The 18,596-nt window shown below is 65.1% G+C and carries 25 protein-coding genes and 1 pseudogene; 20 read left to right on the top strand and 6 right to left on the bottom strand.

What is annotated here, in order from left to right:
- Positions 1-232 precede the first annotated feature (232 nt).
- The 6 genes from QZL87_RS05770 to QZL87_RS05745 all read left to right on the top strand — a co-directional run bounded on the left by QZL87_RS05770 (position 233) and on the right by QZL87_RS05745 (position 3,567).
- Entirely contained in the window at positions 233-754 is a 522-nt protein-coding gene (locus QZL87_RS05770) for a sigma-70 family RNA polymerase sigma factor (protein WP_295325123.1), read from the top strand.
- Positions 755-899: 145 nt separating this feature from the next.
- Positions 900-1,475 (top strand): ferritin-like domain-containing protein, encoded by a 576-nt coding sequence (locus QZL87_RS05765; RefSeq protein ID WP_295325120.1) that lies wholly within the window; start codon positions 900-902, stop codon positions 1,473-1,475.
- Between the two features lie 10 nt (positions 1,476-1,485).
- Positions 1,486-1,890: a c-type cytochrome gene (locus tag QZL87_RS05760; protein ID WP_295325117.1), complete on the top strand. Its 405-nt coding sequence runs from the start codon at positions 1,486-1,488 to the stop codon at positions 1,888-1,890.
- Between the two features lie 179 nt (positions 1,891-2,069).
- Positions 2,070-2,519, top strand: coding sequence for a peptide-methionine (R)-S-oxide reductase MsrB (msrB, locus tag QZL87_RS05755; RefSeq protein WP_295325114.1), 450 nt, complete (start codon positions 2,070-2,072; stop codon positions 2,517-2,519).
- Positions 2,516-3,028, top strand: a complete 513-nt coding sequence (gene msrA, locus QZL87_RS05750; protein ID WP_295325111.1) for a peptide-methionine (S)-S-oxide reductase MsrA — start codon at positions 2,516-2,518, stop codon at positions 3,026-3,028. The genes msrB and msrA overlap by 4 nt, the downstream gene beginning before the upstream one ends.
- A gap of 62 nt (positions 3,029-3,090) precedes the next feature.
- A complete protein-coding gene (locus QZL87_RS05745; RefSeq protein WP_295325108.1) occupies positions 3,091-3,567 on the top strand; it encodes a TlpA family protein disulfide reductase in 477 nt (158 codons plus the stop codon).
- 6 nt (positions 3,568-3,573) lie between these two features.
- Here the strand turns inward: QZL87_RS05745 and QZL87_RS05740 are convergent, their stop codons facing one another.
- A complete protein-coding gene (locus QZL87_RS05740) occupies positions 3,574-5,253 on the bottom strand; it encodes a cation:proton antiporter (RefSeq protein ID WP_295325104.1) in 1,680 nt (559 codons plus the stop codon).
- A 277-nt stretch (positions 5,254-5,530) separates the two neighbouring features.
- Between QZL87_RS05740 and QZL87_RS05735 the strand changes: the two genes are divergently transcribed.
- The 5 genes from QZL87_RS05735 (at position 5,531) to QZL87_RS05715 (ending at position 8,517) form a co-directional block, all read left to right on the top strand.
- On the top strand, positions 5,531-5,812 hold the full coding sequence (locus QZL87_RS05735; protein WP_295325101.1) for a GNAT family N-acetyltransferase: 282 nt from the start codon (positions 5,531-5,533) through the stop codon (positions 5,810-5,812).
- Between the two features lie 36 nt (positions 5,813-5,848).
- Positions 5,849-6,883, top strand: a complete 1,035-nt coding sequence (locus tag QZL87_RS05730; RefSeq protein ID WP_295325098.1) for a magnesium and cobalt transport protein CorA — start codon at positions 5,849-5,851, stop codon at positions 6,881-6,883.
- Positions 6,884-6,978: 95 nt separating this feature from the next.
- Complete coding sequence (locus tag QZL87_RS05725; RefSeq protein ID WP_295325095.1) at positions 6,979-7,218, top strand: DUF2171 domain-containing protein; 240 nt, start codon at positions 6,979-6,981, stop codon at positions 7,216-7,218.
- A 79-nt stretch (positions 7,219-7,297) separates the two neighbouring features.
- On the top strand, positions 7,298-7,771 hold the full coding sequence (locus tag QZL87_RS05720) for a DNA starvation/stationary phase protection protein (protein WP_295325092.1): 474 nt from the start codon (positions 7,298-7,300) through the stop codon (positions 7,769-7,771).
- Positions 7,772-7,875: 104 nt separating this feature from the next.
- Positions 7,876-8,517 carry a cytochrome P460 family protein gene (locus QZL87_RS05715; protein WP_295325089.1) on the top strand — a complete coding sequence of 214 codons (642 nt, stop codon included), beginning with the start codon at positions 7,876-7,878 and terminating at the stop codon, positions 8,515-8,517.
- A gap of 158 nt (positions 8,518-8,675) precedes the next feature.
- On the opposite strand, the gene QZL87_RS05710 is transcribed toward QZL87_RS05715, so the two are convergent.
- Positions 8,676-9,443: an HD domain-containing protein gene (locus QZL87_RS05710; protein WP_295325086.1), complete on the bottom strand. Its 768-nt coding sequence runs from the start codon at positions 9,441-9,443 to the stop codon at positions 8,676-8,678.
- A gap of 79 nt (positions 9,444-9,522) precedes the next feature.
- Positions 9,523-10,167, bottom strand: a complete 645-nt coding sequence (locus QZL87_RS05705; RefSeq protein WP_295325083.1) for an HD domain-containing protein — start codon at positions 10,165-10,167, stop codon at positions 9,523-9,525.
- Positions 10,168-10,394: 227 nt separating this feature from the next.
- On the opposite strand from QZL87_RS05705, the gene QZL87_RS05700 reads away from it, so the two are divergent.
- Entirely contained in the window at positions 10,395-11,378 is a 984-nt protein-coding gene (locus QZL87_RS05700) for a GlxA family transcriptional regulator (RefSeq protein ID WP_295325080.1), read from the top strand.
- An 894-nt stretch (positions 11,379-12,272) separates the two neighbouring features.
- Positions 12,273-12,593 (top strand): annotated as a pseudogene (locus tag QZL87_RS05695) (MarR family transcriptional regulator); the annotation flags it as partial.
- Positions 12,594-12,641: 48 nt separating this feature from the next.
- On the opposite strand, the gene QZL87_RS05690 reads toward QZL87_RS05695, so the two are convergent.
- From QZL87_RS05690 to QZL87_RS05680, 3 genes are all read right to left on the bottom strand, one after another.
- Positions 12,642-12,845, bottom strand: a complete 204-nt coding sequence (locus QZL87_RS05690) for a hypothetical protein (protein ID WP_295325077.1) — start codon at positions 12,843-12,845, stop codon at positions 12,642-12,644.
- 139 nt (positions 12,846-12,984) lie between these two features.
- Positions 12,985-13,182 (bottom strand): hypothetical protein, encoded by a 198-nt coding sequence (locus QZL87_RS05685; protein WP_295325074.1) that lies wholly within the window; start codon positions 13,180-13,182, stop codon positions 12,985-12,987.
- Between the two features lie 42 nt (positions 13,183-13,224).
- Positions 13,225-13,350: a hypothetical protein gene (locus QZL87_RS05680; RefSeq protein WP_295325071.1), complete on the bottom strand. Its 126-nt coding sequence runs from the start codon at positions 13,348-13,350 to the stop codon at positions 13,225-13,227.
- Positions 13,351-13,532: 182 nt separating this feature from the next.
- Between QZL87_RS05680 and QZL87_RS05675 the strand changes: the two genes are divergently transcribed.
- From QZL87_RS05675 to QZL87_RS05645, 7 genes are all read left to right on the top strand, one after another.
- Entirely contained in the window at positions 13,533-14,084 is a 552-nt protein-coding gene (locus tag QZL87_RS05675) for a helix-turn-helix transcriptional regulator (protein ID WP_295325068.1), read from the top strand.
- Positions 14,085-14,147: 63 nt separating this feature from the next.
- On the top strand, positions 14,148-14,495 hold the full coding sequence (locus QZL87_RS05670) for a hypothetical protein (protein ID WP_295325065.1): 348 nt from the start codon (positions 14,148-14,150) through the stop codon (positions 14,493-14,495).
- Positions 14,496-14,533: 38 nt separating this feature from the next.
- A complete protein-coding gene (locus QZL87_RS05665; protein WP_295325063.1) occupies positions 14,534-15,031 on the top strand; it encodes a hypothetical protein in 498 nt (165 codons plus the stop codon).
- The gene (locus QZL87_RS05660) at positions 14,971-15,555 is read left to right on the top strand and encodes a JAB domain-containing protein (protein ID WP_295325061.1); all 585 of its coding nucleotides are present in this window, start codon (positions 14,971-14,973) and stop codon (positions 15,553-15,555) included. Before QZL87_RS05665 ends, QZL87_RS05660 begins: the two co-directional genes overlap by 61 nt.
- Positions 15,552-15,974: a winged helix DNA-binding protein gene (locus QZL87_RS05655; protein WP_295325059.1), complete on the top strand. Its 423-nt coding sequence runs from the start codon at positions 15,552-15,554 to the stop codon at positions 15,972-15,974. Before QZL87_RS05660 ends, QZL87_RS05655 begins: the two co-directional genes overlap by 4 nt.
- A 52-nt stretch (positions 15,975-16,026) precedes the next feature.
- Positions 16,027-17,331 carry an SH3 domain-containing protein gene (locus tag QZL87_RS05650; RefSeq protein ID WP_295325057.1) on the top strand — a complete coding sequence of 435 codons (1,305 nt, stop codon included), beginning with the start codon at positions 16,027-16,029 and terminating at the stop codon, positions 17,329-17,331.
- A 20-nt stretch (positions 17,332-17,351) separates the two neighbouring features.
- The gene (locus QZL87_RS05645; RefSeq protein WP_295325054.1) at positions 17,352-18,581 is read left to right on the top strand and encodes a DUF2235 domain-containing protein; all 1,230 of its coding nucleotides are present in this window, start codon (positions 17,352-17,354) and stop codon (positions 18,579-18,581) included.
- Positions 18,582-18,596: the final 15 nt, after the last annotated feature.

Below are 18,596 nucleotides of genomic sequence, written 5' to 3'. Positions count from 1 at the left end.
GCCCTGTCCTATTACAAAATAAGGTCGTTTCCGGCAAAGTGTGAACTTGGGCACGGTTACAGGTCGAGAGCTCCGGTTCGAGGTTCGAACGCGGAACCTGTTCTTGCGCTGAACTGAACCCCTTCGGCACATTGCTTCGCGGCCCACGGACGAGGCTGCCCGAATGTCAGAAACGATCGATGCCCGCGCCTTGCAGTCTTCGGGAGGCGCCAAGGCCCTCGGGGCGTCGGCCGTGGTCTCGCTCGACGAGCGCTGGAACGCGCTCATGGCGGCGGCGCAACGGGGCGACGACCGGGCCTATGAGCGATTGATGGGCGAGGTCAGCGGATGGCTTTCGCGATATTTCCACCGACGGTTGCCGCCCGCCGCGGCCGAGGATGCCACGCAGGAAGCCCTCCTCGCCATTCACGTCCACAAGCAGAAATACCAGGCCGACGCGCCGATGACGCCCTGGCTCAAGACCATCGCCCGCTTCAAATGGATCGATCAGCTCCGCGGCCATTTGCGCAGCCCCGAGAGCCTCGGAGAAACCGAGGTGCCGATCGCCGATCACGGCCCCGCCGCGCGCGCGGCGATCCTCCTCGAACTCCTCCTCGCCGAGGTCAAGCCCGCGCAGGCGCAAGTCATTAAGCTGGTCAAGCTTCACGGGGCGACCGTCGAGGAGGCCTCGAAAGCGTCGGGGCAATCGCCTTCGCTCGTCAAGGTCAACATCCACCGCGGACTGAAGCGCATCGGGCAGACCATCGCCGACTGAACGCGAATATCGCCGCCGAGGACCCGGCTGTAACCGGCCCCGCTTCGCCGCCGAGTTGAAAGACAGGTCCGGAAAGCGGCAGCCCGGCAGCGCCATGCGGGCGCCGAACGGGAGCCGGTTGGCCGGACGCATCGGAGACGGGACAATGGCAACATATCAACGCGCGGCGGTCGGTGACCGGCGCAAATTTCTGACCTCGGGCGCGATGGTGCTGGGGATCGGCGCGGCGAGCAGCCTCGTCGGGGGCCGCGCCGCCGCCGCCGCCACGGCGCAGACGGATGACCTCGGCGTGATCCAGACCGCGCTCGCCCTCGAGCACGAAGGCATCGCCGCCTATCGCATCGCGGGAAAGAGCGGCCTTCTCTCGCCCGCCACGCTCAAGGTCGCGCAGACGTTCATGGGACATCACGAGGCGCATCGCGATTCGCTCGCCAAGCTCGTCTCGGGACTGGGGGGCAAGCCGGCCGAGCCGAAGACCGACGCCGACTATGCGGCCGACCTGAACCTCGGCGCGCTCAAATCGGAAAGCGATGTCGTGGCGCTCGCCACCACCCTCGAACGGGGCGCGGCCAGCGCCTATATCGGACAGATCAGCTCGCTCAAGGACCCCGCCATCGCCAGGCTTTTCGCGTCGCTCTCGGCCGACGAGGCGGTGCACTGGGCGACGCTCAACAATGCTGCCGGAACCCCGATCCCGGCAGCGCCCTATCTGTTCGGTTGACGGAGGCGGCATGGGCTTGTCGCTCGCGGCCGCATCGCGGATCGGGACCGCGCTGTCGATGGGGGGCGCTATCCTGTTCCTCGCCGCGCGGCCGAGCGGCGCCGCCGATGGGACCGCGGCGGGCCGGACGCTGTATCAAAGCCGCTGCGCGGGCTGTCACTCGGTCGATGCCGACCGCATCGGCCCGCGCCACCGCGATGTCGTCGGACGCGCCGTCGCCGGCGTGCCGGGATATGCCTATTCGCCGGCGCTGAAGACGCTCGGCGGGGTCTGGACGCCGGCAAGGCTCGACCAATGGCTTGCCGGCACCCAGAAAATGGCGCCGGGAAGCCGGATGTATCTTAAGATGGATGACCCCGCCGAGCGGAAGCTGATCGTCGCCTATCTCCGGTCGGTGTCGAAAGCGGAGAAATAGCCCGCCCCCGGGGCTTCGGCTGCTTGCTTCTCCCGGCAAGCAGCCGACCTTGGCGCAAGACGGCACGCTTTGCGCGCGTGCAGGCGCGGTTCGGGGCTGCAGGGAAGCCATGCCTGCCTATTGAACCTGGGCCGGCTGCATTCCCATCTTCGAGACCAGGCAGTTAGAAGGAGGTTGTGATGACCAAATATGAGAAAAGCGAAGAGGCGATCGCGAAGCTGTCGCCCGAACAATATCGCGTCACGCAGGAGAGCGGGACCGAACGGCCGGGGACCGGCGAATATCTCGGCAACAAGGAGCCGGGCATCTATGTCGACATCGTGTCGGGCGAGCCGCTCTTCGCATCGTCCGACAAATATGAGTCGGGGTGCGGCTGGCCGAGCTTCACCAAGCCGGTCGAGCCGGTGAACATCAATGAGCGGCACGACGCGAGCCACGGCATGATCCGCACCGAAGTGCGCTCGACGCATGGCGACAGCCATCTGGGGCATGTGTTTCCCGACGGCCCCCGCGACCGGGGCGGGCTGCGCTACTGCATCAACTCGGCATCGCTTCGCTTTGTCCCGAAGGCCGAAATGGCGGCCGAGGGCTATGGTGATTATCTCGATCAGGTGGAGGATATCCAATGAATAGCGAACGCGCGGTTCTGGCAGGCGGCTGCTTCTGGGGCATGCAGGACCTGATCCGCAAGATGAAGGGCGTGGTCGCGACCCGCGTCGGCTATACCGGCGGCGACGTGCCGAACGCGACTTATCGCGATCACGGCACGCACGCCGAAGCGATCGAAATCCTCTTCGATCCGCAGCAGACATCCTACAGGAAGCTGCTCGAATTTTTCTTCCAGATCCACGATCCGACGACGCCCAACCGCCAGGGCAACGATCGCGGCTCGAGCTACCGCTCGGCGATCTATTTCACGAGCGAAGCGCAAAAAGCCGTCGCCGAGGACACGATCGCCGACGTCGATGCCTCGGGCCTCTGGCCCGGCAAGGTGGTGACCGAGGTCGAGCCCGCCGGCCCCTTCTGGGAAGCCGAGCCCGAGCACCAGGATTATCTGGAACGCTTCCCCGACGGATATACCTGCCACTTCGCTCGGCCGGACTGGGTGCTGCCGCGCCGATCGGACGCGGCCGCATAGGGCCTGTTCCCCGCGCGCGGGTCCGCATGCGATCCGCGCGCGTCGTTCGAGGATGACCTGCCATGACCATAGTCGGCCGCCCCGCCCCGCCGCTCCGCGGCGTGCGATGGATCGATGCCGCGGGCCGGGACAGCGCCGCCCTGTCGCTGGACGATCTCGGCGCGGGATATCGGATTCTCTATTTCTTCCAGCACTGGTGCCAAGGGTGCCATGTCCATGGCTTCCCGACCCTTGTCCGGCTCGTCGCCGCGCTGGCGGGCACGAATGCGGGGTTCGCGGCGATCCAGACGGTGTTCGAGGGCCATGACGTCAATATATTCGAGAGCATCCGCGATGATCAGCAGCGCTACGCCCTCGCGATTCCGTTCGGACATGCCGTGCCCGAACGCGGCCGACCGGTGCCGGCGCTGATGGAAGACTATCGCACCGGCGGCACGCCCTGGTTCGTGGTCATCGCGCCCGGCGGCGAGGTGATGTTCGACGGGTTCCAACTCGATCCGGAAGCCCTGGTCCGGGCCGTGATGCCACCGGCCGCCTGAAGCGCATCACGCGGCCAGCGGGCTTGCGATGCGCGCGCGCTGCCGGCCCGCCCAGGCAGACACCGCGCCGGGTTCGATGTCCATCGCGGCAAGCAGCGCCTCGGCCGCCTCGATACCCCGCGCGCCTTCGGGCGAGACGACCGCTTCGATCCCGAGTTCATTGAGCTGCGCCGCTTCATCGTCGGTTCCGGCCACCCAGAGACGGTGGAGATCGGGAAACAGCGCGAGAGACGCGGGAAACCAGTCCCTTGCCGCCGCGATCGAAGAGGCCGTCATGACGCTGAACCGGCGGCCGCCGAGATCGACGGCGCGCCAGAGCCTTGCGTCCGACGCATCGCCGAAGGAGGCGTTATACCCGTCTGCGACCGCATCGCGGAGCCGGACCCCGTCGCGCTCGATGGCGTCATAGCGGATATCGAACTCCTCGAGCGCGTCCGCGATCGTCCGCCCGACATCGCCCATGCCGATGATAATCACGGGGTTGGTCTCGCCTTGCGGCTCCATCTCGCTCGCCATCCTGGGCGTCGCGCGGGTGCGCAGCCGTCCCGCCAGATCGCGGCCGACATAGGCGAGGGTCGGCGTCGCCGCGAGCGTGAGCGCGACGGCGGCGACGAGCTGCGCGACCGCCGCGTCGCTGATGACGGCGCGCACGCCGGGCATGGCGAAGAGCACGAAGGCGAATTCGGATCCCCCCGCCATCAGCACGCCAAGCTGCACCGATCCGGGCACCGACCAGCGGAAAGAAAGGCTCGCGAAGATATTGGCCGCCGATTTGAGCAGAATGATCCCGAGCGCGATGGCGAGGATCGCCGGCCACGCGCCGGCGATCACGCCGAGGTCGAGCGAAGCGCCGACCGACAGGAAAAAGAAGCTGACGAGGAGTCCGCGAAAGGGAGCGATTTCCGAGCGCACGCTCGCCTTGAACGGGCTCTCGGCGACCATCATGCCGCCGAGAAAGGCCCCGAGCGTCATCGACAATCCGGCCATGGCGGCGGACCATCCGGCGGCAAGCGCGATCAGCAGCGCGGTCGCGGTGAACACCTCCTCGGCGCCGTGCTTCGACAGGATGGCGAAGAGCGGACGGACGATGAGGCGCGCCGAAAGCAGCGCGACGGCGATCGCGGCCAATGTCTTCAGCAACGCCGCGAGCATCGCCGGCCCGGCGGCGCCGCTGCCGAGCGTCGCCGCCAGGATGAGAAGAAAGATCGCAGCGACATCCTGAAAGATCAGGATCGCCGTCGCGGTGAGCGCGACCGGACAATTTTGCTGGCGGCGCTCGGCGATGACGCCCGCGACGATCGCGGTCGAGGAAAGCGCGAGCGAGGCACCGACAAGAAAGGCTCCGACGGGCGGCATGCCGAGCGCCCACGCGAAGGCGCCGATCAGAAGGGTCGATGCGCCGACCTGGAGCGGGCCGAACCCGAATATATTGCCCGCCTCGCGCCGGACATGCGCGGTCGAGAAATGGAGACCGATATCGAAAAGCAAAAAGACGACGCCGAGTTCGGCAAGCAGATGAACGACGCCCCCGGCCGAAAGCAGTTCGGGCCGGATGGCCGAGACGAGGACGCCGAGGAAGAGATAGCCGACGATCGGGTTGACCCGCACCATGCGCGAGAGGACGGCCGCCGCGATGCCGAGCGCCAGGATGACCAGGATCGGGAAAATGGCTTCGGCGATCTCCATGCGCGCTCCTTGCTGCGTCTCCGGGCTGCGCTCCGCGAAATCCGGACGCTTTTTTGAATCCCGCCCTAATCCAACCGGCCGAAGGCGCGGGGCGGTTACGGCACCGCCCGCCCTTCGCCCCCGATGCCGGGCGCGGCGACGGGCCGCCCCCGCCCCTCCCCCCGCCCGGTGTAACCGCACCGCGACCCCCGACGAGATTGGCATCGGGCCGGACGATCGGCGCCGCGCGCCTTCTTCCGCGCCGGCGAAGGCAGGACACCGTCGAAAGGAGTGCGGGATGGCAGGCGAGATCATCAACAATGTGTCGATGCGCAGATATGAACTGCCGATCGCCGACGAGGCCGTGGCGGTCACCTATTATAGGATCGACGATGGCCGCGTCGTGCTGCTGCACACCGAGGTGCCCGGCGAGTATAGCGGCCAGGGCATCGGCAAGGCGCTTGCGCATGCCGTCTTCGAGACACTGCGCCGCGAAGGAAAAAGGGTGATCGCCAAATGCCCGTTCATGGCCCGCTATGCCGCCGGCCATCCCGAATATGCCGCGATGCTCGATGGGTGAGCGCGCGCCGCACGGCGCGCCGGCCAAGGCGCCGCGATGAGCATCGTCGCAGCCATCCACGGTGGAGACGAGAAGCCGCGCTGGAGCGCGTGGGAGGGAGCCGCGCCTGTTCCCGAACGCGGCTTTGTCTGGATCGACGTCGTCGACCCCGAAGGCGAGGAGATCGGCAGGCTGCAACGCGCCTTCGGCCTCCACGAACTCGCCGTCGAGGATTCGATGAGCCTATCGCAGCTTGCGAAGGTCGATCTCTATGCCGATCATGTCTTCATCGTTGCGAAAGCCGCCGAACTCGGCGCCGACGAAATCCTCTATACCGACGTCAGCATCTTCCTCGCCGAGGGGCGCGTCATCACGGTCTGCCGGATGGAAACGGCCTTCGGGCACCGGCTGCGGGAAAGGATCGACAGGATCGCGGCGCGCAAGGTGAAGGGTCCCGAATATGTCGTCCACGATGTCCTCGACCTGATCGTCGACGATTATTTCCCGATCGTGCAGATGATCGCCGACGAGGTGCTGCGCATGGAGAGGCGTCTCCTCGACGATTCGCTTGGCCGCGACGAGATCGCGCTGATCTTCCAGCTTCGGCGCGAGACGGTTCATTTCAAGCATGTGCTGACCCGGATGGGGGACGTCTGCAACAAACTTGCGAGCCTCGATGTCCCCTGCGTTTCCGCCGGTGCGCAGCCCTATTTTCGGGACGTGCTCGATCACCTCACCCGGATCGATGCGATGAGCGATGGCCTGATCGACGTCATCCGCACCGCGATGGAGGCGAGCAGCCTGCTCGAGGAGCAGCGGCAGTCGGCGATTACCCGCCAGCTCGCTGCCTGGGCCGGAATTCTCGCGATCCCGACGGCGATCACCGGATTTTACGGCATGAACTTCATCGCCGCCCCGCGGCCGCCGGCGACCTGGGACGCGCTCCTGCTCTTCGGCGCGATCATCGCGATCTGCGGCTTCCTCTACTGGCGCTTCCGCCGCCTCGGCTGGCTGCAGTCGGGGGGCAGGCAATCGGCGCGCCGGCGCCGCAAGGACGGTTTTTACCGGGGGAGCGGCCCCCGCGCGATGTAACCGCCCGCCGCCATCGCCCGAGTGATTGGCGTCGCAGGCACCAAAAGGGCGCGGAGACATTATCAACATCGCATCAAACCGACAGGAGGTCGAAAATGGCTGGTTTCGAAGCCGTGAAAGAAAAGATGGAAGTGATTGGCGCGGACGGCGTCCATGTCGGAACGGTGGACCGCATTGCCGGCGACCGGATCAAGCTGCTGCGCTCGGACAGCGGCCAGGGCGAGCATAAGGGACATCATCATTATATTTCGCGCGGCCTGGTGGCCGAGGTCGAAGGCGACAAGGTCCGCCTGAGCGCGAACGCGGCGGTCGCGGTCACCTTCGAGGAAGAATGACGGGCACGGGAACAGCAAGGGCGGCCTCGGCCGCCCGGCGACGCGAGGACGACATATGACGGCAAACGCAGAACAACGCATGGCAGCCCTGGATTTTGACGAGAAGGCGATCGCCGTCCTCGCGGAGCGGCTGAACGTCACGCTCGCAGACAGCTTCGCGCTCTACCTCAAGACCAAGAATTTCCATTGGCACGTCTCGGGGCCCTATTTCCGGGACTATCATCTTCTCTTCGACGAACAGGCGGCGCAGATTCTGCTGAGCACCGATGCGATCGCGGAACGGGTGCGCAAGGTCGGCAGGACGACATTGCGCTCGATCGGCGACGTGGCGCGGCGCCAGAGCCTGCCCGACAATGACGCCGACTTCGTCGAGGCGCGTGACATGCTGGCCGAACTCAGGACCGACAATCTCCATCTCGTCCTATCGCTGCGCGCCGCCAAGGCCGCTGCCGACGCCGCCGGCGACAATGGAACCTCGGGCCTCATCGACACGTGGACCGACGAGGCCGAGCAGCGCGCGTGGTTCCTTTTCGAAACCGGGCGCTCCGCCTGAGAGATGGCCAGGGAGCCGGCGGCGATACATCGCCGCCGGCTGTAACCGCGCCCACGCCTCGTGCGTGAACATTGCTGAATGCTGATGGCGAACAGGAGGTTGGCGTGCGCAAATCGTGGATATCCCTCATCATGGTGCCGACCGCGGCGATAGCGGTATTGGCCGGCTGCTCGTCGTCGCAGCCGGAAAGCGGGGCGCAGGCCAAGGCGGAGGGCCGGGAGGCGATGGCCGTCACTCCCGCGCGCTATCTTCCCGAATATGCAGCCGACGGATCGCTCGAGCTGCCGAAGAACTGGCGAACCTGGGTCTTCATCGGCGCGCCGCTCACGCCCAATGCGCTGAACAACGGCGAGGCGAGCTTCCCCGAATTCCACAATGTCTATATCGAGCCCGGGTCCTACGCGATCTACAAGAAGACGGGCGAGTTTCCTGAAGGAACCATCTTCTTCAAGGAGCTTCAGCTCGCGCTGCCCGGCGAATATCCCGACGGATCGCGGACCGAGCCTTCGGGGCGCGGATATTTTCCGGCGGCCTATAACGGGGCCGACGTCACCGTTAAGGACAGCAGGAAATACGCCGAGACCGGCGGGTGGGGATATTATAATTTCAACCACCACGAGCCCAAGGCCGCGACCGCGATGCCGCGACCCAAAGACGAATGCGCATCCTGCCATATCGCCAGCGCCAAGAAGGACGATGTCTGGACGCAATTCTACCCGCTGCTCGACGATCTCTCGCTCAATTGATCCGCGCCCTTTGCGCGGTTGCGGCCAGGCCGCTTGCGGGCCGAGAATGAGCGAAGCGGAGATTCGCATGGCGCAGATCGACAAGGTCTTCACCGACAGTCGTCAGGGCCTTTTTCCTTTTGCCGGCTGGGAAATAATGTCGCATTGGCTCCGGCGCCTCATTGTGCCGCAGTCCAGGGCGAATGGAGCATCAGCTTGCTGAAGTTCCTGAGCCGGAATTTCGGATCCTTGTAAGCCATCACATCGGCGAGACCGGTACCCTGCGTGGTTTCGGGGCGATGCTTGAGGCTGCGATAGAGCGCGCTCATGAAGTCCTCCGCGAACTGCGGCTCGCGCGGGTAGGCCGCTTCGACGGCGTCGCGCTGCGCCGCGGTGAAATCGTTAAAACCCGCCCCGACGAGATCCATGTTGGCCGCTTCGGCGAGAAGCGCAGCGACCGGGTCGAGATGACCGGACACGCCGTTCGTCGTGTGGAGCGCGATCGCCAGCCAGATTTTCTGGCTTTCCGCCTCCGCGATGCCGTGCTCGATCAGGAATTCGCGGGCAGCATCGGCGCCGTCCACCTCGTATCGCCGGTGGCTCTCGCCATAGCCTGCGGTCAGGCCATAATCGTGAAACAAGGCCGCGACGAACAGCAGATCGGGATCGAAATGCAGCCCCTTGCGCTCCCCCGCGAGAGCGGCCCAATGATAGACACGCATCGAGTGCTGAAACAGCAGTTCCCCCTCCGCGCTGCGGACCAGCCGAATGGCATCGCGCGCGAGCGGGCTCTCGGGGGTTTTGAGACCCCAGCCATTTTCGGAAGAGCGGACATTCTCCGGACTGGTCGCGCTCGCGCCCGGTCCGGCTTGACCAGCGTGCGCCGCCGGTGCGCCGCCCAGGGTGAGCCCGATGCAAATGGCGGCTGCCAGCTTGCGAATTCTCATTGCATTGCCTTTCCGGTCTGCCGGTTTCCCGCTCGCTCGCGGTCGCGGGACAGGCGGCGATTGATGATGGAGCGCTGGCCTAGATCGGCCAGGCCGAGCCGAGGATGATCGAGCAGAAATTGCCGCGAACGAAATGCTCGGGCTCCTTCAGCGCGAGGACGTCGGCCTTGACGTTGCCGAACGTCGTTTCGGGCTTTTTGATGATGCCCTGCGCGAAATGCTCGATGATCGCTTCCTTGAAATTGGCCTCGCGCGGATGGTGCGCGCAGACATGGTCGCGTTGCTCCTGCGTGAAGTCGTGATAGGCGATACCGAGCACGTCCATCTCGACCCCGGCGGTCGTCAGCGCGATCGTCGGGCGCATATGCTCGGGGACGCCGGGGGTCGTGTGGAGCGCGATCGCGGTCCACACGTCCTCGATGTCGCGCTCGAATACGCTGTAGCTCTTCATGAAATCGCGCGCCGTGTTGGCGCCGTCGACCTCGAAGCGCAGGTCCGCGCTCGAATAGGCGCCCGTCAGCCCCATGTCGTGGAACATCGCGGCGAGATAGAGCAGTTCGGCGTCATAGGCGAGGCCGCGGCGTTCCCCCGTCAGCGCGCCCCAGAAAAAGACGCGGCGGCTGTGATTGAAAAGCAGATCGTCCTCGGTGTCGCGGACGAGCTGGGTCGCGGCGCGGGCGATCGCGCTGTCGGGAACGCGGATTCCGGCGATGGTATCGATCATGATGTGCTCCTGCTTTTGGCAAGGCTCCGCCCTGGCGCAAAAGCGCCATTGGCGAGGGCCGTGCGGATGGCGTAAATGGCGGGGACTGCGCCGGCGGGGATCGGGGAAGCGCCGGCGCAATCCCTGCTGTCTTTTTGGGCGCGCGACGCCATGATCGCAACGGACGCGCGGCACCGAATCGGGACAAGCAGGCGCCGGATCGAGCCAACTGAGCGAAGAAGACGATCATGGTGATGCAGAGAGTCGCAATCGCGATCCATGACGGTGTCCAGGCGCTCGATGTTGCAGGACCGCTCGACGTATTCGCCGAAGCCAATATGTTTGTGCCGGAGGGCGAAGGCTATGAGGTCCTGCTGGTCGGAGCGACGCGCAATGCCGTTCGCGCGTCAAACCGCATGCAAATGGTTGCGGACCTAGTTTTCGAAGAGGCGCTCGGCGGCTTCGACATCTTGCTTGTCGCCGGCGGCCCGGCGCTGCCCTACATCGAACCCGAACCCGCGATGCGCGCATGGCTCGAACAAGCGCCATCGCGTGCGAGCCTCTACGGATCGATCTGTACCGGCGCCTTTGCACTCGGCCATGCGGGATTACTCGACGGCAAGCGGGTGACGACGCACTGGCAAATCGCGCAAAAGCTCGCCGACCGATTTCCCGCGGCCCATGTCGAGCATGACCGCATCCACTTGCGCGATGGTCGCCTCCTCACCTCCGCAGGTGTTACCGCAGGGATCGACCTCGCACTCGCATTGGTCGGCGAACGCCACGGGCAAGCCGTGGCGGTCGCGGTCGCCAAACGACTGGTCGTCGTCGCCCAGCGGCAGGGCGGGCAGTCGCAGTTCAGCCCGTATCTCAATGCGCCGGCGGATCCAGAATCGCCCATCGCGCGCATTCAGCATTATGTGACCGCCAATCTCGGCGCGCGGCATAGGCTGGACAGTCTTGCAAAGCAGGTGGGGATGAGCGCGCGGGGGCTGGCGCGCCATTTCGTGCAGGAAACGGGCATTACGCCGCACGAGTTTGTCGAACGTGCGCGGGTCGATGCCGCGCGCGGGATGCTCGAAGCGAGTGAACGGCCGCTCAAGGCTGTTGCCTTCGATTGTGGCTTCGGGACCACCGACCGCATGCGGACAATTTTCACTCAGCGGCTCGGCGTAACCCCTCGCCAGTATCGCGCGAGCTTTCGGCCCAAGTCAAACAATCCGCCGGAATAGCCAGCCGGGATGAGAATAAGTTATTGGCGCGCCCGCAATGCTCCGCGCGATTTCGATGTCCGGCGACCGGGCTGAATGCGGGCGGAGGGCCGCGCCCCGGCCGGCGATGTGTTCCTGCTGCATCCCCGCAGCCGTTTCGTCGCGCAAGGGTATCGCCGGTCCGAAACCGGTGCCCCCCCCGGGGGACCCGGCATCGATATATAGCGGAGACATTCAAAGGCGCCGCCGCGAGTGCATCCCGCGCCATACTGGAGAAATTACGCTTGGAGACTCGCGAAGCTGAGCGCACGGACTCGAAAAGCGCTGCAGCACAACGCATCGATCGATCCGATTTGACGCCGATATCGAGAACCTGTCCATTTCGCGGCGACGCCGCAGCCGATCCGGGGGAAGTCGGCACATATCTCATGATCATCCATCGTCGATGGCGGCTTCACGCGCGCACGAGAGACATAGGAAATGGCAGCTTGTCCCAGACAGCGACTTGTTCGGCTGGAAGATACGGACATCACGACCAGGTGGATGGTGCGCTTGGCGCCGATCTCGCCGGAATGGATGTAAACGCCGCAGAAACCATGCTAGAAATCGGACATAAATGCTGCGTCATTTCGGAGGAAAGGGCAACGCATGGGGGGCATAGGCACTGAAACGGGCTCGCAGGATAGCGATCTCTACGCGCGTCTCGACGAGCTCGAGCGCATGGTGCGGAGGCTGATGGGAGAGGTTTCCACTCCATCGGCCGGCACTTCCCTCCGGCCGCTAGCCGCGGATTATCATCATGGCGGACACGCGCATCGTGAGCCTGCGACAAGACCCTCATTCGGGAGCCTCGGGCGCGCTCCGTTCGACGACCGGCACGGCGATGCTGGCCCGAGAGGCTTCGACAGCGGCCGCGCCAAGCTGGTGCGCAGGCTCATTCGCAAGCGCCGGCAGCGCGATCAATTTTTCCCGTCCGACCTGTTCGCCGATCCCGCCTGGGACATGATGCTCGATCTCTATGCTGCGCATTATGAGCGGCGCGAAATATCGGTTTCGAGTCTCTGCATCGCGGCGGCGGTTCCTGCGACGACGGCGCTGCGCTGGATCAAGACGATGGTCGAGGACGGGCGCTTCGTGCGCGTCGCCGATCCCGAGGACGGACGGCGCATCATCGTAAGCCTCGCCGACGATACGCGCTGCCGGCTCGACGAATATTTCGACAATTTCGAGGACTGACCCTAGCCGCAGAACGGCATACGCACCACGGCCACGCGCCGGGGAACGTCAATTCATGAAAAGATTGCGCCGCAGCCGTTCGATTTCCTCGTCGCTCGGGGTTTCGCCGAGTTCGCGATTGAGGCGATCGATCGCCGGGCTGAGGTCGGCTGCGGTGCGGCTGTCGCCGAGCTGGTCGAGACGAAGCATCTGCTCGACCAGCGCATCGCGGATCGCGCGGACAGCCTGCAACCTCTCGATATCCTCCGCCATAATGCCCTGCGCCTTGTCGGCCTCTCGTCCAGACCAGCCAGGTGCTGATGGCGAGGCGCGCGGCGAATAGCAAACTCAGCGGCGTGCGGGAACCTTTTCCTCGCCAAAATGACCCTATCCGGGTAACGATCCGGGCAGATTAGTGGCCTTGTGTCCCGTTTTGCGCCTTGATCAGTTCGTCGAGGCAGGCTGCGATGGCTTTCCACATCGCGATGCCTTCGCGGTCGCCGGCGAGCGCCAGAGCCCCGATCCGTTCGGCCACCACGACCGCGGCCCGCGTGCCATGCTGGCGTTCGATCGCGAGCGCGCAGGCCCAGAAATGCTCCTCAGGCGACATGGTGTCCGATCTCTTCGTCCATTCTCCCGCGTGGATGCGGGGCTAGAACAAGCGGCGCACCATCTGCCAGGCGCCGACGAGGAAGGAACTGCCGACCACGATGGTCGCGATCCAGAATTCGATCGCAAGTGCACGATCGCGCCATTTATTCGAGTCCCGTTCCTTCATGCGGCAATGATGGCATCGGGGAGGATTGTAGGAAAGCCCGCTCACGCAAAATTGGAGATCCGGCGCATCACCCGCGTAATCACCCGGCTCCCACGATCGTCACCATATTGGCAACATCTCCACCCGATTATGGGAAACGGCCTTTTGCCGTAGCGGTAACTTATGGTTAATATGGCGCCACGATGCCGACGCATAATGACTCGAAATCAAAACCCGACGAATTCGAATTGCTGACCGAAAAGCAGGCGGCGGTTCTCGGCCTTCTCGCAAGAAGCCTCACCAGCAAGGAAATTGCCGCCAAACTTCGAACCTCGGAATCGGCGGTCAACCGTCATATCGAGATATTGCGGTCGCGCTTCGGCGGCATCACGCGCGCGCAGCTCGCGCAGCGCTACCGCGAAAGACCGCGCGATTTCCGGCAAATACCGGGTGCTCCCGCATGTGTAGAAGCTACCAAGCAAATAATTGATCTCGCCGGAACCCCGCCCGGCCCGGAAGGAGAGCCGCAGGACGACCGCGAGGCCGGCCTCGCTTTCAGGGACTCGCTCGAGATGACGCTCGACGCGCCCTGGACGAGACCGGAAGAGCAAAGGATCGTCCCGAGGGTGCTCGACGGTGACAATGCCGCGCTCACCCGTGGTGCGGCGATCGCGATCATCCTGTTCGCGCTCATCGCCAGCCTGGTCCTCGGCCTTGCCGCGGCGCAGGCGATCACGGATGCGCTCGGCAGCTAGCCGCCCTCATCGACGACAAGATGATGAGCCCATGGCCGCGAGCGCATGGGCCGGGGGACGATAATGACCATTTCCGATCCGACCGCACCGGTTCCCGCCTATATGATGCGCATCCGCAACCAGATCCGGGCGGCCGAAGCCAAGGCCGACGAAAGCCTGCTTGCCAAGCTCGACGTGATGAGCTCGATCCTGCGGGCGCGCCAGATCGAGGATATTCCCGCGCCGCACATCGGCCAGGAAGCGATCATCCGGCTCGGCCGCGCGATCCAGTCGGACATCAGCGGCGCGAACGACGTCTTTCGCACGCATAATGCGCTCGTCGCCGACAAGACGCTGATCACGGGCATGCCGGGTCACGACGACACGCAGGTCTTTGCTGCCGGAGAGGACGGGCAACAGGCGGTTGCCTGACGATTGACGGCGCCGCCGCGCGGGGCCAGTTTCACCGGGTGAGCTGGATCTGGTCCTTCAACTTCCTGACGGTCGCGATTCTCGGCGTGGCGGCGCTGCGCTGGGGAGCCGGTCCCGAACGGATCTGCGCGGCGGCGCTCCTCGCGATGAATGTTGCGGACCGTGTCTATCATGCCCTCGTCGGGCGCGGGACGATCTACGGATCGGTCGATATCGGTCACCTCGTCATCGATATGCTCGTCGCGGCGGTCTTCATCGGCGTCGCGCTCAAGGCGAACAGGGTCTATCCTTTATGGCTATCGGCGTTTCAGCTGGTCTCGGTCGTTTCGCACTTCGCTCGCGAGGAGAGCCGGAAGATTGCGGAACTCGCTTATTTCCTGATGAACTATGTCCCTTATTACGCACTGCTCCTGATCCTGGCGGGCGGCATCTGGCGTCATGCGATGCGGACGCGGCGCCGCGGGCCATACCGGTCGTGGCGCACCTCCTCGAACCCTTCGCCGGCGACCGCGCGGACGACGCCGCCGTCCGGCTGATCGCCCATTTCGGAAGCCTCGGGCGCGCGCTCGACGCCTCATCCGGGCAACTCGCCGCCGCGCTCGGCCGCGACCACGATCTGGTTGGCGCGATCGTCGCCGCCCGCGCCCTCATCAAGGCCGGGCTGCGCGAGCAGGTCGCAAGAACGCAGGTCTCGATCCGTGACCCGCGCTTTCGCGACTATCTGCGCAGCGTCATCGCGAAATCGCCCACCGAATGCCTGCACGCGACCTTCGTCGCGCAGGATTGGGGCTATCTCGCCGACGAACTGCTGGCGCAAGGCGGGGCCGGCCATGTCGAAGGCGATCTGCGCCGGCTGCTCGGCCGGGCATTCGACGTCGGCGCGCAGGGCGTCATCCTCGCGCACAACCACCCGTCGGGATCGGCCGAGCCGAGTGCGGAAGACATCAGATTGACGCGCCGCATCGCCGATCTGACCCAGGCGGTCGGCGTCCAGCTTCTCGACCATCTCATTCTTGCCGGAGCCGATATGGTCAGCATGCGCGAAAGGGGTCTGCTGTGACCTCGGAGCCCGACGAGCCCGGGCCGAACGGCGCCGGCGACATCCCTCCCCCCGGCGGCAATGAGCAGGATCAGCTCGCGGCCATCGCGCGAAGCGAGTTCCACAATCGCCGGCGCCGCGACAGCCTCATCCGCTACGATCTCTTCGCCGAACCCGCGTGGGACATGCTGCTCGATCTCTACGTCCAGCATCATCGCGGGCAGCCGGTTCCCATCGACCGGCTTTGCACGGCCGCGGCGACGGCGAGCACCACCGCGCTGCGCTGGCTCGCCCTTCTCATCGAAAAGGAGCTGGTGATACGCTCGTCGTCCGCCGAGGAGGACGGCAACGTCCGCGTCATGCTTAGCGAACAAGGGATCGACGAGATGGAACGCTATTTGCGCGATTTCCTGCATCGCGACCGGCTGGGGGCGACATAGCCGCCGCGCTCTCCGCGCGCTAAGAGGAACAGGGGAATAGGGGGAACATGCCATGCGTGCGCTGACACTTGCCATTCTGCTTCTGCTCTCCCTGCTCGGCGCCTCGCGCGCCGCGGCGGACGACATCGTGCCGAGCGCGCGCGTGTCGAGCGCGGTCCTGGTTCGCGAAGGGCCTTCCACCGATACCCCCATCCTCGGCCGCCTGCGCCCCGGCGACAGCGCGCGGCTCGTCGGCGAAGTGAGCGGCTGGTACCGCGTCGAGCTGCCCGACGGCACGCAGGGCTATGTCAGCAAGGCATGGACGCTGGTGGTCGGCGGCGCCCCGCCGGGCGAAGCGCTGACGAGCGCGGCTTACAAGGTCCATGTGATCGACGTCGGAACCGGGCTCGCCATATTCGTCGAGGGCCGGGATTTCGCGCTACTCTACGACGCCGGAAGCCAAGATGATCTCCACGACGGCGACGAGAACCGCGTCGTCGCCTATATCGAGGCCGTGCGTCCCGGCCTTGCGCGCATCGACCATCTGATCCTCAGTCATCCGCACAAGGATCATCTCCAGCTGATGCCCGACGTCTTCCGCCGCTTCGCGGTCGGCCATGTCTGGGAGTCGGGGCGCGTCAACAAGACCGACGGCTATTGCCATTTCCTCAAAGCCGCGATGGCCGAGCCGGGCGTCCAATATCATGACGCGGTCGCCGCGAATGCGACGCGGACCGTGACCTTCTCGGGGAGCGGGTGCAACGGCACCATCATCGTGCGCGAAGGCACGATGATGGACGCGGCGCCCGTGCCGCTCGGCGCCGGCGCGCGCATGCAATTCCTCTATCGCGATCCGCGAAACTACGCCGACCCCAATGGCAACAGCGTCGTCGTTCGGCTCGATCTCGGGAACAAACGGATCCTGCTCGCGGGCGATGCCGAGGGCGGCGAACGCGAATTGCCCGCCACGGCGCCGCGGCCGAGCAGCATCGAGGCCAAGCTCATCGCGTGCTGCGCCACAGATCTCCGCTCGGACGTCCTCGTCGTCGGCCATCACGGCAGCCTCACCTCCTCGAGGCGCGCCTTTCTCGATGCCGTCGGCGCCTCGATCTATGCGATCTCGTCGGGTCCCTATCCTTACAGACGCGTCCGGCTCCCCGATCCCGAGATCGTGTCCGAACTCGAGAGCCGCGGCGAGGTTTTTCGTACCGATCGAGACGATCTCTATCAGATCGAAGACGAGAGGCGCGCCTGCGAACTCAACCCGAGCAAGATCGGCCCCGATGCCGACGAGGCGCCGGGCGGCTGCAACAACATCCTGATCGAGATCGGCCCGTCAGGCACGATGCGGGCAGGCTACAATGCTGTCGCCGATTAGCGCGGCAAGGAGAAATGAAGATGGCCAAGGCTCCAGCGAGCAAGACGTCCGCGAAGCAAGACAAGACACCGGTGCGAAAGACGGAGGGACGCAACCTCGTCATCCTTTGCGACGGCACCGGCAATGAGCTTGGCGGAGCACTCGCTGACGAGATCGGCGACATCCGCATCTCCAATGTTCTCAAACTCTACCGCATCGCCGAGAAAGGGCAGCGCCAGCTCGTCTATTATTCGCCCGGCGTCGGCACCGTGGGGCGGGTCGACTGGCTCTACCGCTGGAAGCAGAAATTCCTCGGAGTACTCGGGCTAGTAACGGGCTATGGGCTCGACGACAATTTGCTCGGCGCCTACCGTTTTCTCGCCGAAAATTGGGAGGAAGGCGACCGTATCTATATCTTCGGCTTCAGCCGCGGGGCGTGGACTGCGCGCGTGCTGGCCGGGATGCTCCACCTAATCGGTCTCGTCAGACCCTCGCAACTCAACATGTGCGACAATGCGCTTGCGACCTACAAGCGGGCCGCGAAGGAAGACAAGCTACCAATCGCCTGGCATTTCGCTCGGGTGATTGGCGCGCGCTATCCCGGCATCCATTTCGTCGGGGTCTGGGATACGGTCGCCTCGGTGCTTGTGCCGCGTTCGGACCGCATGTGGATACCGAGCCTCGAGACCCTGCCCTTCACCGCCACCAATCCTTCGGTGCGAATCTTCCGGCACGCACTCGCGCTCGACGAGCGGCGGCGCATGTTCCGCGTCGCGCGTTGGGCGCAGCCGCAACTCCATGTCCCCAATCGCTTCCGTCCGCGCGAAACGCTTGCACAGGATATCGAACAAAGATGGTTCGCCGGCGTCCATTCGGACATCGGCGGCGGATATCGCGAGGATGAAAGCCAGCTTTCGAAGATTCCGCTCATCTGGATAATTTCGGAAGCGCGCAAGGCGGGACTCGCGATCACACCCGCCAATCTACGGCAGTTTGCCGAGGGCGAGCCCAAGGAGGGAAGCGAACATGTCTACAGTCGCCCCGATCCGCTCGGACTGTTGCACAAATCGCTGACCTGGGGCTGGAAGCCCCTCGAAATCCTGCCAAAGGCCGTTCGCTACCGTGAGTGGCGACGCCGCGCTTTCCTCGGCCGTTATCTGCCGCTCGCCGAACCGCGCCTCATCGCGGCCGAGCATGTCATCGACGATAGCGTGCATGAGCGACGGGCGAAGGATGCGACTTACCGCCCCGCCAACCTCGAAATCCGATAGCCCAAGGAAAGACCG

It is taken from the genome of uncultured Sphingopyxis sp., from assembly GCF_900078365.1.
Classification (GTDB): domain Bacteria; phylum Pseudomonadota; class Alphaproteobacteria; order Sphingomonadales; family Sphingomonadaceae; genus Sphingopyxis.
Note: the sequence above shows the minus strand (reverse complement) of the source record. Positions and strands in the feature narration are given on the sequence as shown.

What these genes read in the sequence shown, in the direction of transcription:
- QZL87_RS05765 (WP_295325120.1), top strand. Translation starts at nt 900, where the DNA reads ATGGCAACATATCAACGCGCGGCGGTCGGTGACCGGCGCAAATTTCTG.
- QZL87_RS05760 (WP_295325117.1), top strand. Translation starts at nt 1,486, where the DNA reads ATGGGCTTGTCGCTCGCGGCCGCATCGCGGATCGGGACCGCGCTGTCG.
- msrB (WP_295325114.1), top strand. Translation starts at nt 2,070, where the DNA reads ATGACCAAATATGAGAAAAGCGAAGAGGCGATCGCGAAGCTGTCGCCC.
- msrA (WP_295325111.1), top strand. Translation starts at nt 2,516, where the DNA reads ATGAATAGCGAACGCGCGGTTCTGGCAGGCGGCTGCTTCTGGGGCATG.
- QZL87_RS05745 (WP_295325108.1), top strand. Translation starts at nt 3,091, where the DNA reads ATGACCATAGTCGGCCGCCCCGCCCCGCCGCTCCGCGGCGTGCGATGG.
- QZL87_RS05740 (WP_295325104.1), bottom strand. Translation starts at nt 5,253, where the DNA reads ATGGAGATCGCCGAAGCCATTTTCCCGATCCTGGTCATCCTGGCGCTC.
- QZL87_RS05735 (WP_295325101.1), top strand. Translation starts at nt 5,531, where the DNA reads ATGGCAGGCGAGATCATCAACAATGTGTCGATGCGCAGATATGAACTG.
- QZL87_RS05730 (WP_295325098.1), top strand. Translation starts at nt 5,849, where the DNA reads ATGAGCATCGTCGCAGCCATCCACGGTGGAGACGAGAAGCCGCGCTGG.
- QZL87_RS05725 (WP_295325095.1), top strand. Translation starts at nt 6,979, where the DNA reads ATGGCTGGTTTCGAAGCCGTGAAAGAAAAGATGGAAGTGATTGGCGCG.
- QZL87_RS05720 (WP_295325092.1), top strand. Translation starts at nt 7,298, where the DNA reads ATGGCAGCCCTGGATTTTGACGAGAAGGCGATCGCCGTCCTCGCGGAG.
- QZL87_RS05710 (WP_295325086.1), bottom strand. Translation starts at nt 9,443, where the DNA reads ATGAGAATTCGCAAGCTGGCAGCCGCCATTTGCATCGGGCTCACCCTG.
- QZL87_RS05705 (WP_295325083.1), bottom strand. Translation starts at nt 10,167, where the DNA reads ATGATCGATACCATCGCCGGAATCCGCGTTCCCGACAGCGCGATCGCC.
- QZL87_RS05700 (WP_295325080.1), top strand. Translation starts at nt 10,395, where the DNA reads ATGGTGATGCAGAGAGTCGCAATCGCGATCCATGACGGTGTCCAGGCG.
- QZL87_RS05690 (WP_295325077.1), bottom strand. Translation starts at nt 12,845, where the DNA reads ATGGCGGAGGATATCGAGAGGTTGCAGGCTGTCCGCGCGATCCGCGAT.
- QZL87_RS05685 (WP_295325074.1), bottom strand. Translation starts at nt 13,182, where the DNA reads ATGTCGCCTGAGGAGCATTTCTGGGCCTGCGCGCTCGCGATCGAACGC.
- QZL87_RS05680 (WP_295325071.1), bottom strand. Translation starts at nt 13,350, where the DNA reads ATGAAGGAACGGGACTCGAATAAATGGCGCGATCGTGCACTTGCGATC.
- QZL87_RS05675 (WP_295325068.1), top strand. Translation starts at nt 13,533, where the DNA reads ATGCCGACGCATAATGACTCGAAATCAAAACCCGACGAATTCGAATTG.
- QZL87_RS05670 (WP_295325065.1), top strand. Translation starts at nt 14,148, where the DNA reads ATGACCATTTCCGATCCGACCGCACCGGTTCCCGCCTATATGATGCGC.
- QZL87_RS05650 (WP_295325057.1), top strand. Translation starts at nt 16,027, where the DNA reads ATGCGTGCGCTGACACTTGCCATTCTGCTTCTGCTCTCCCTGCTCGGC.
- QZL87_RS05645 (WP_295325054.1), top strand. Translation starts at nt 17,352, where the DNA reads ATGGCCAAGGCTCCAGCGAGCAAGACGTCCGCGAAGCAAGACAAGACA.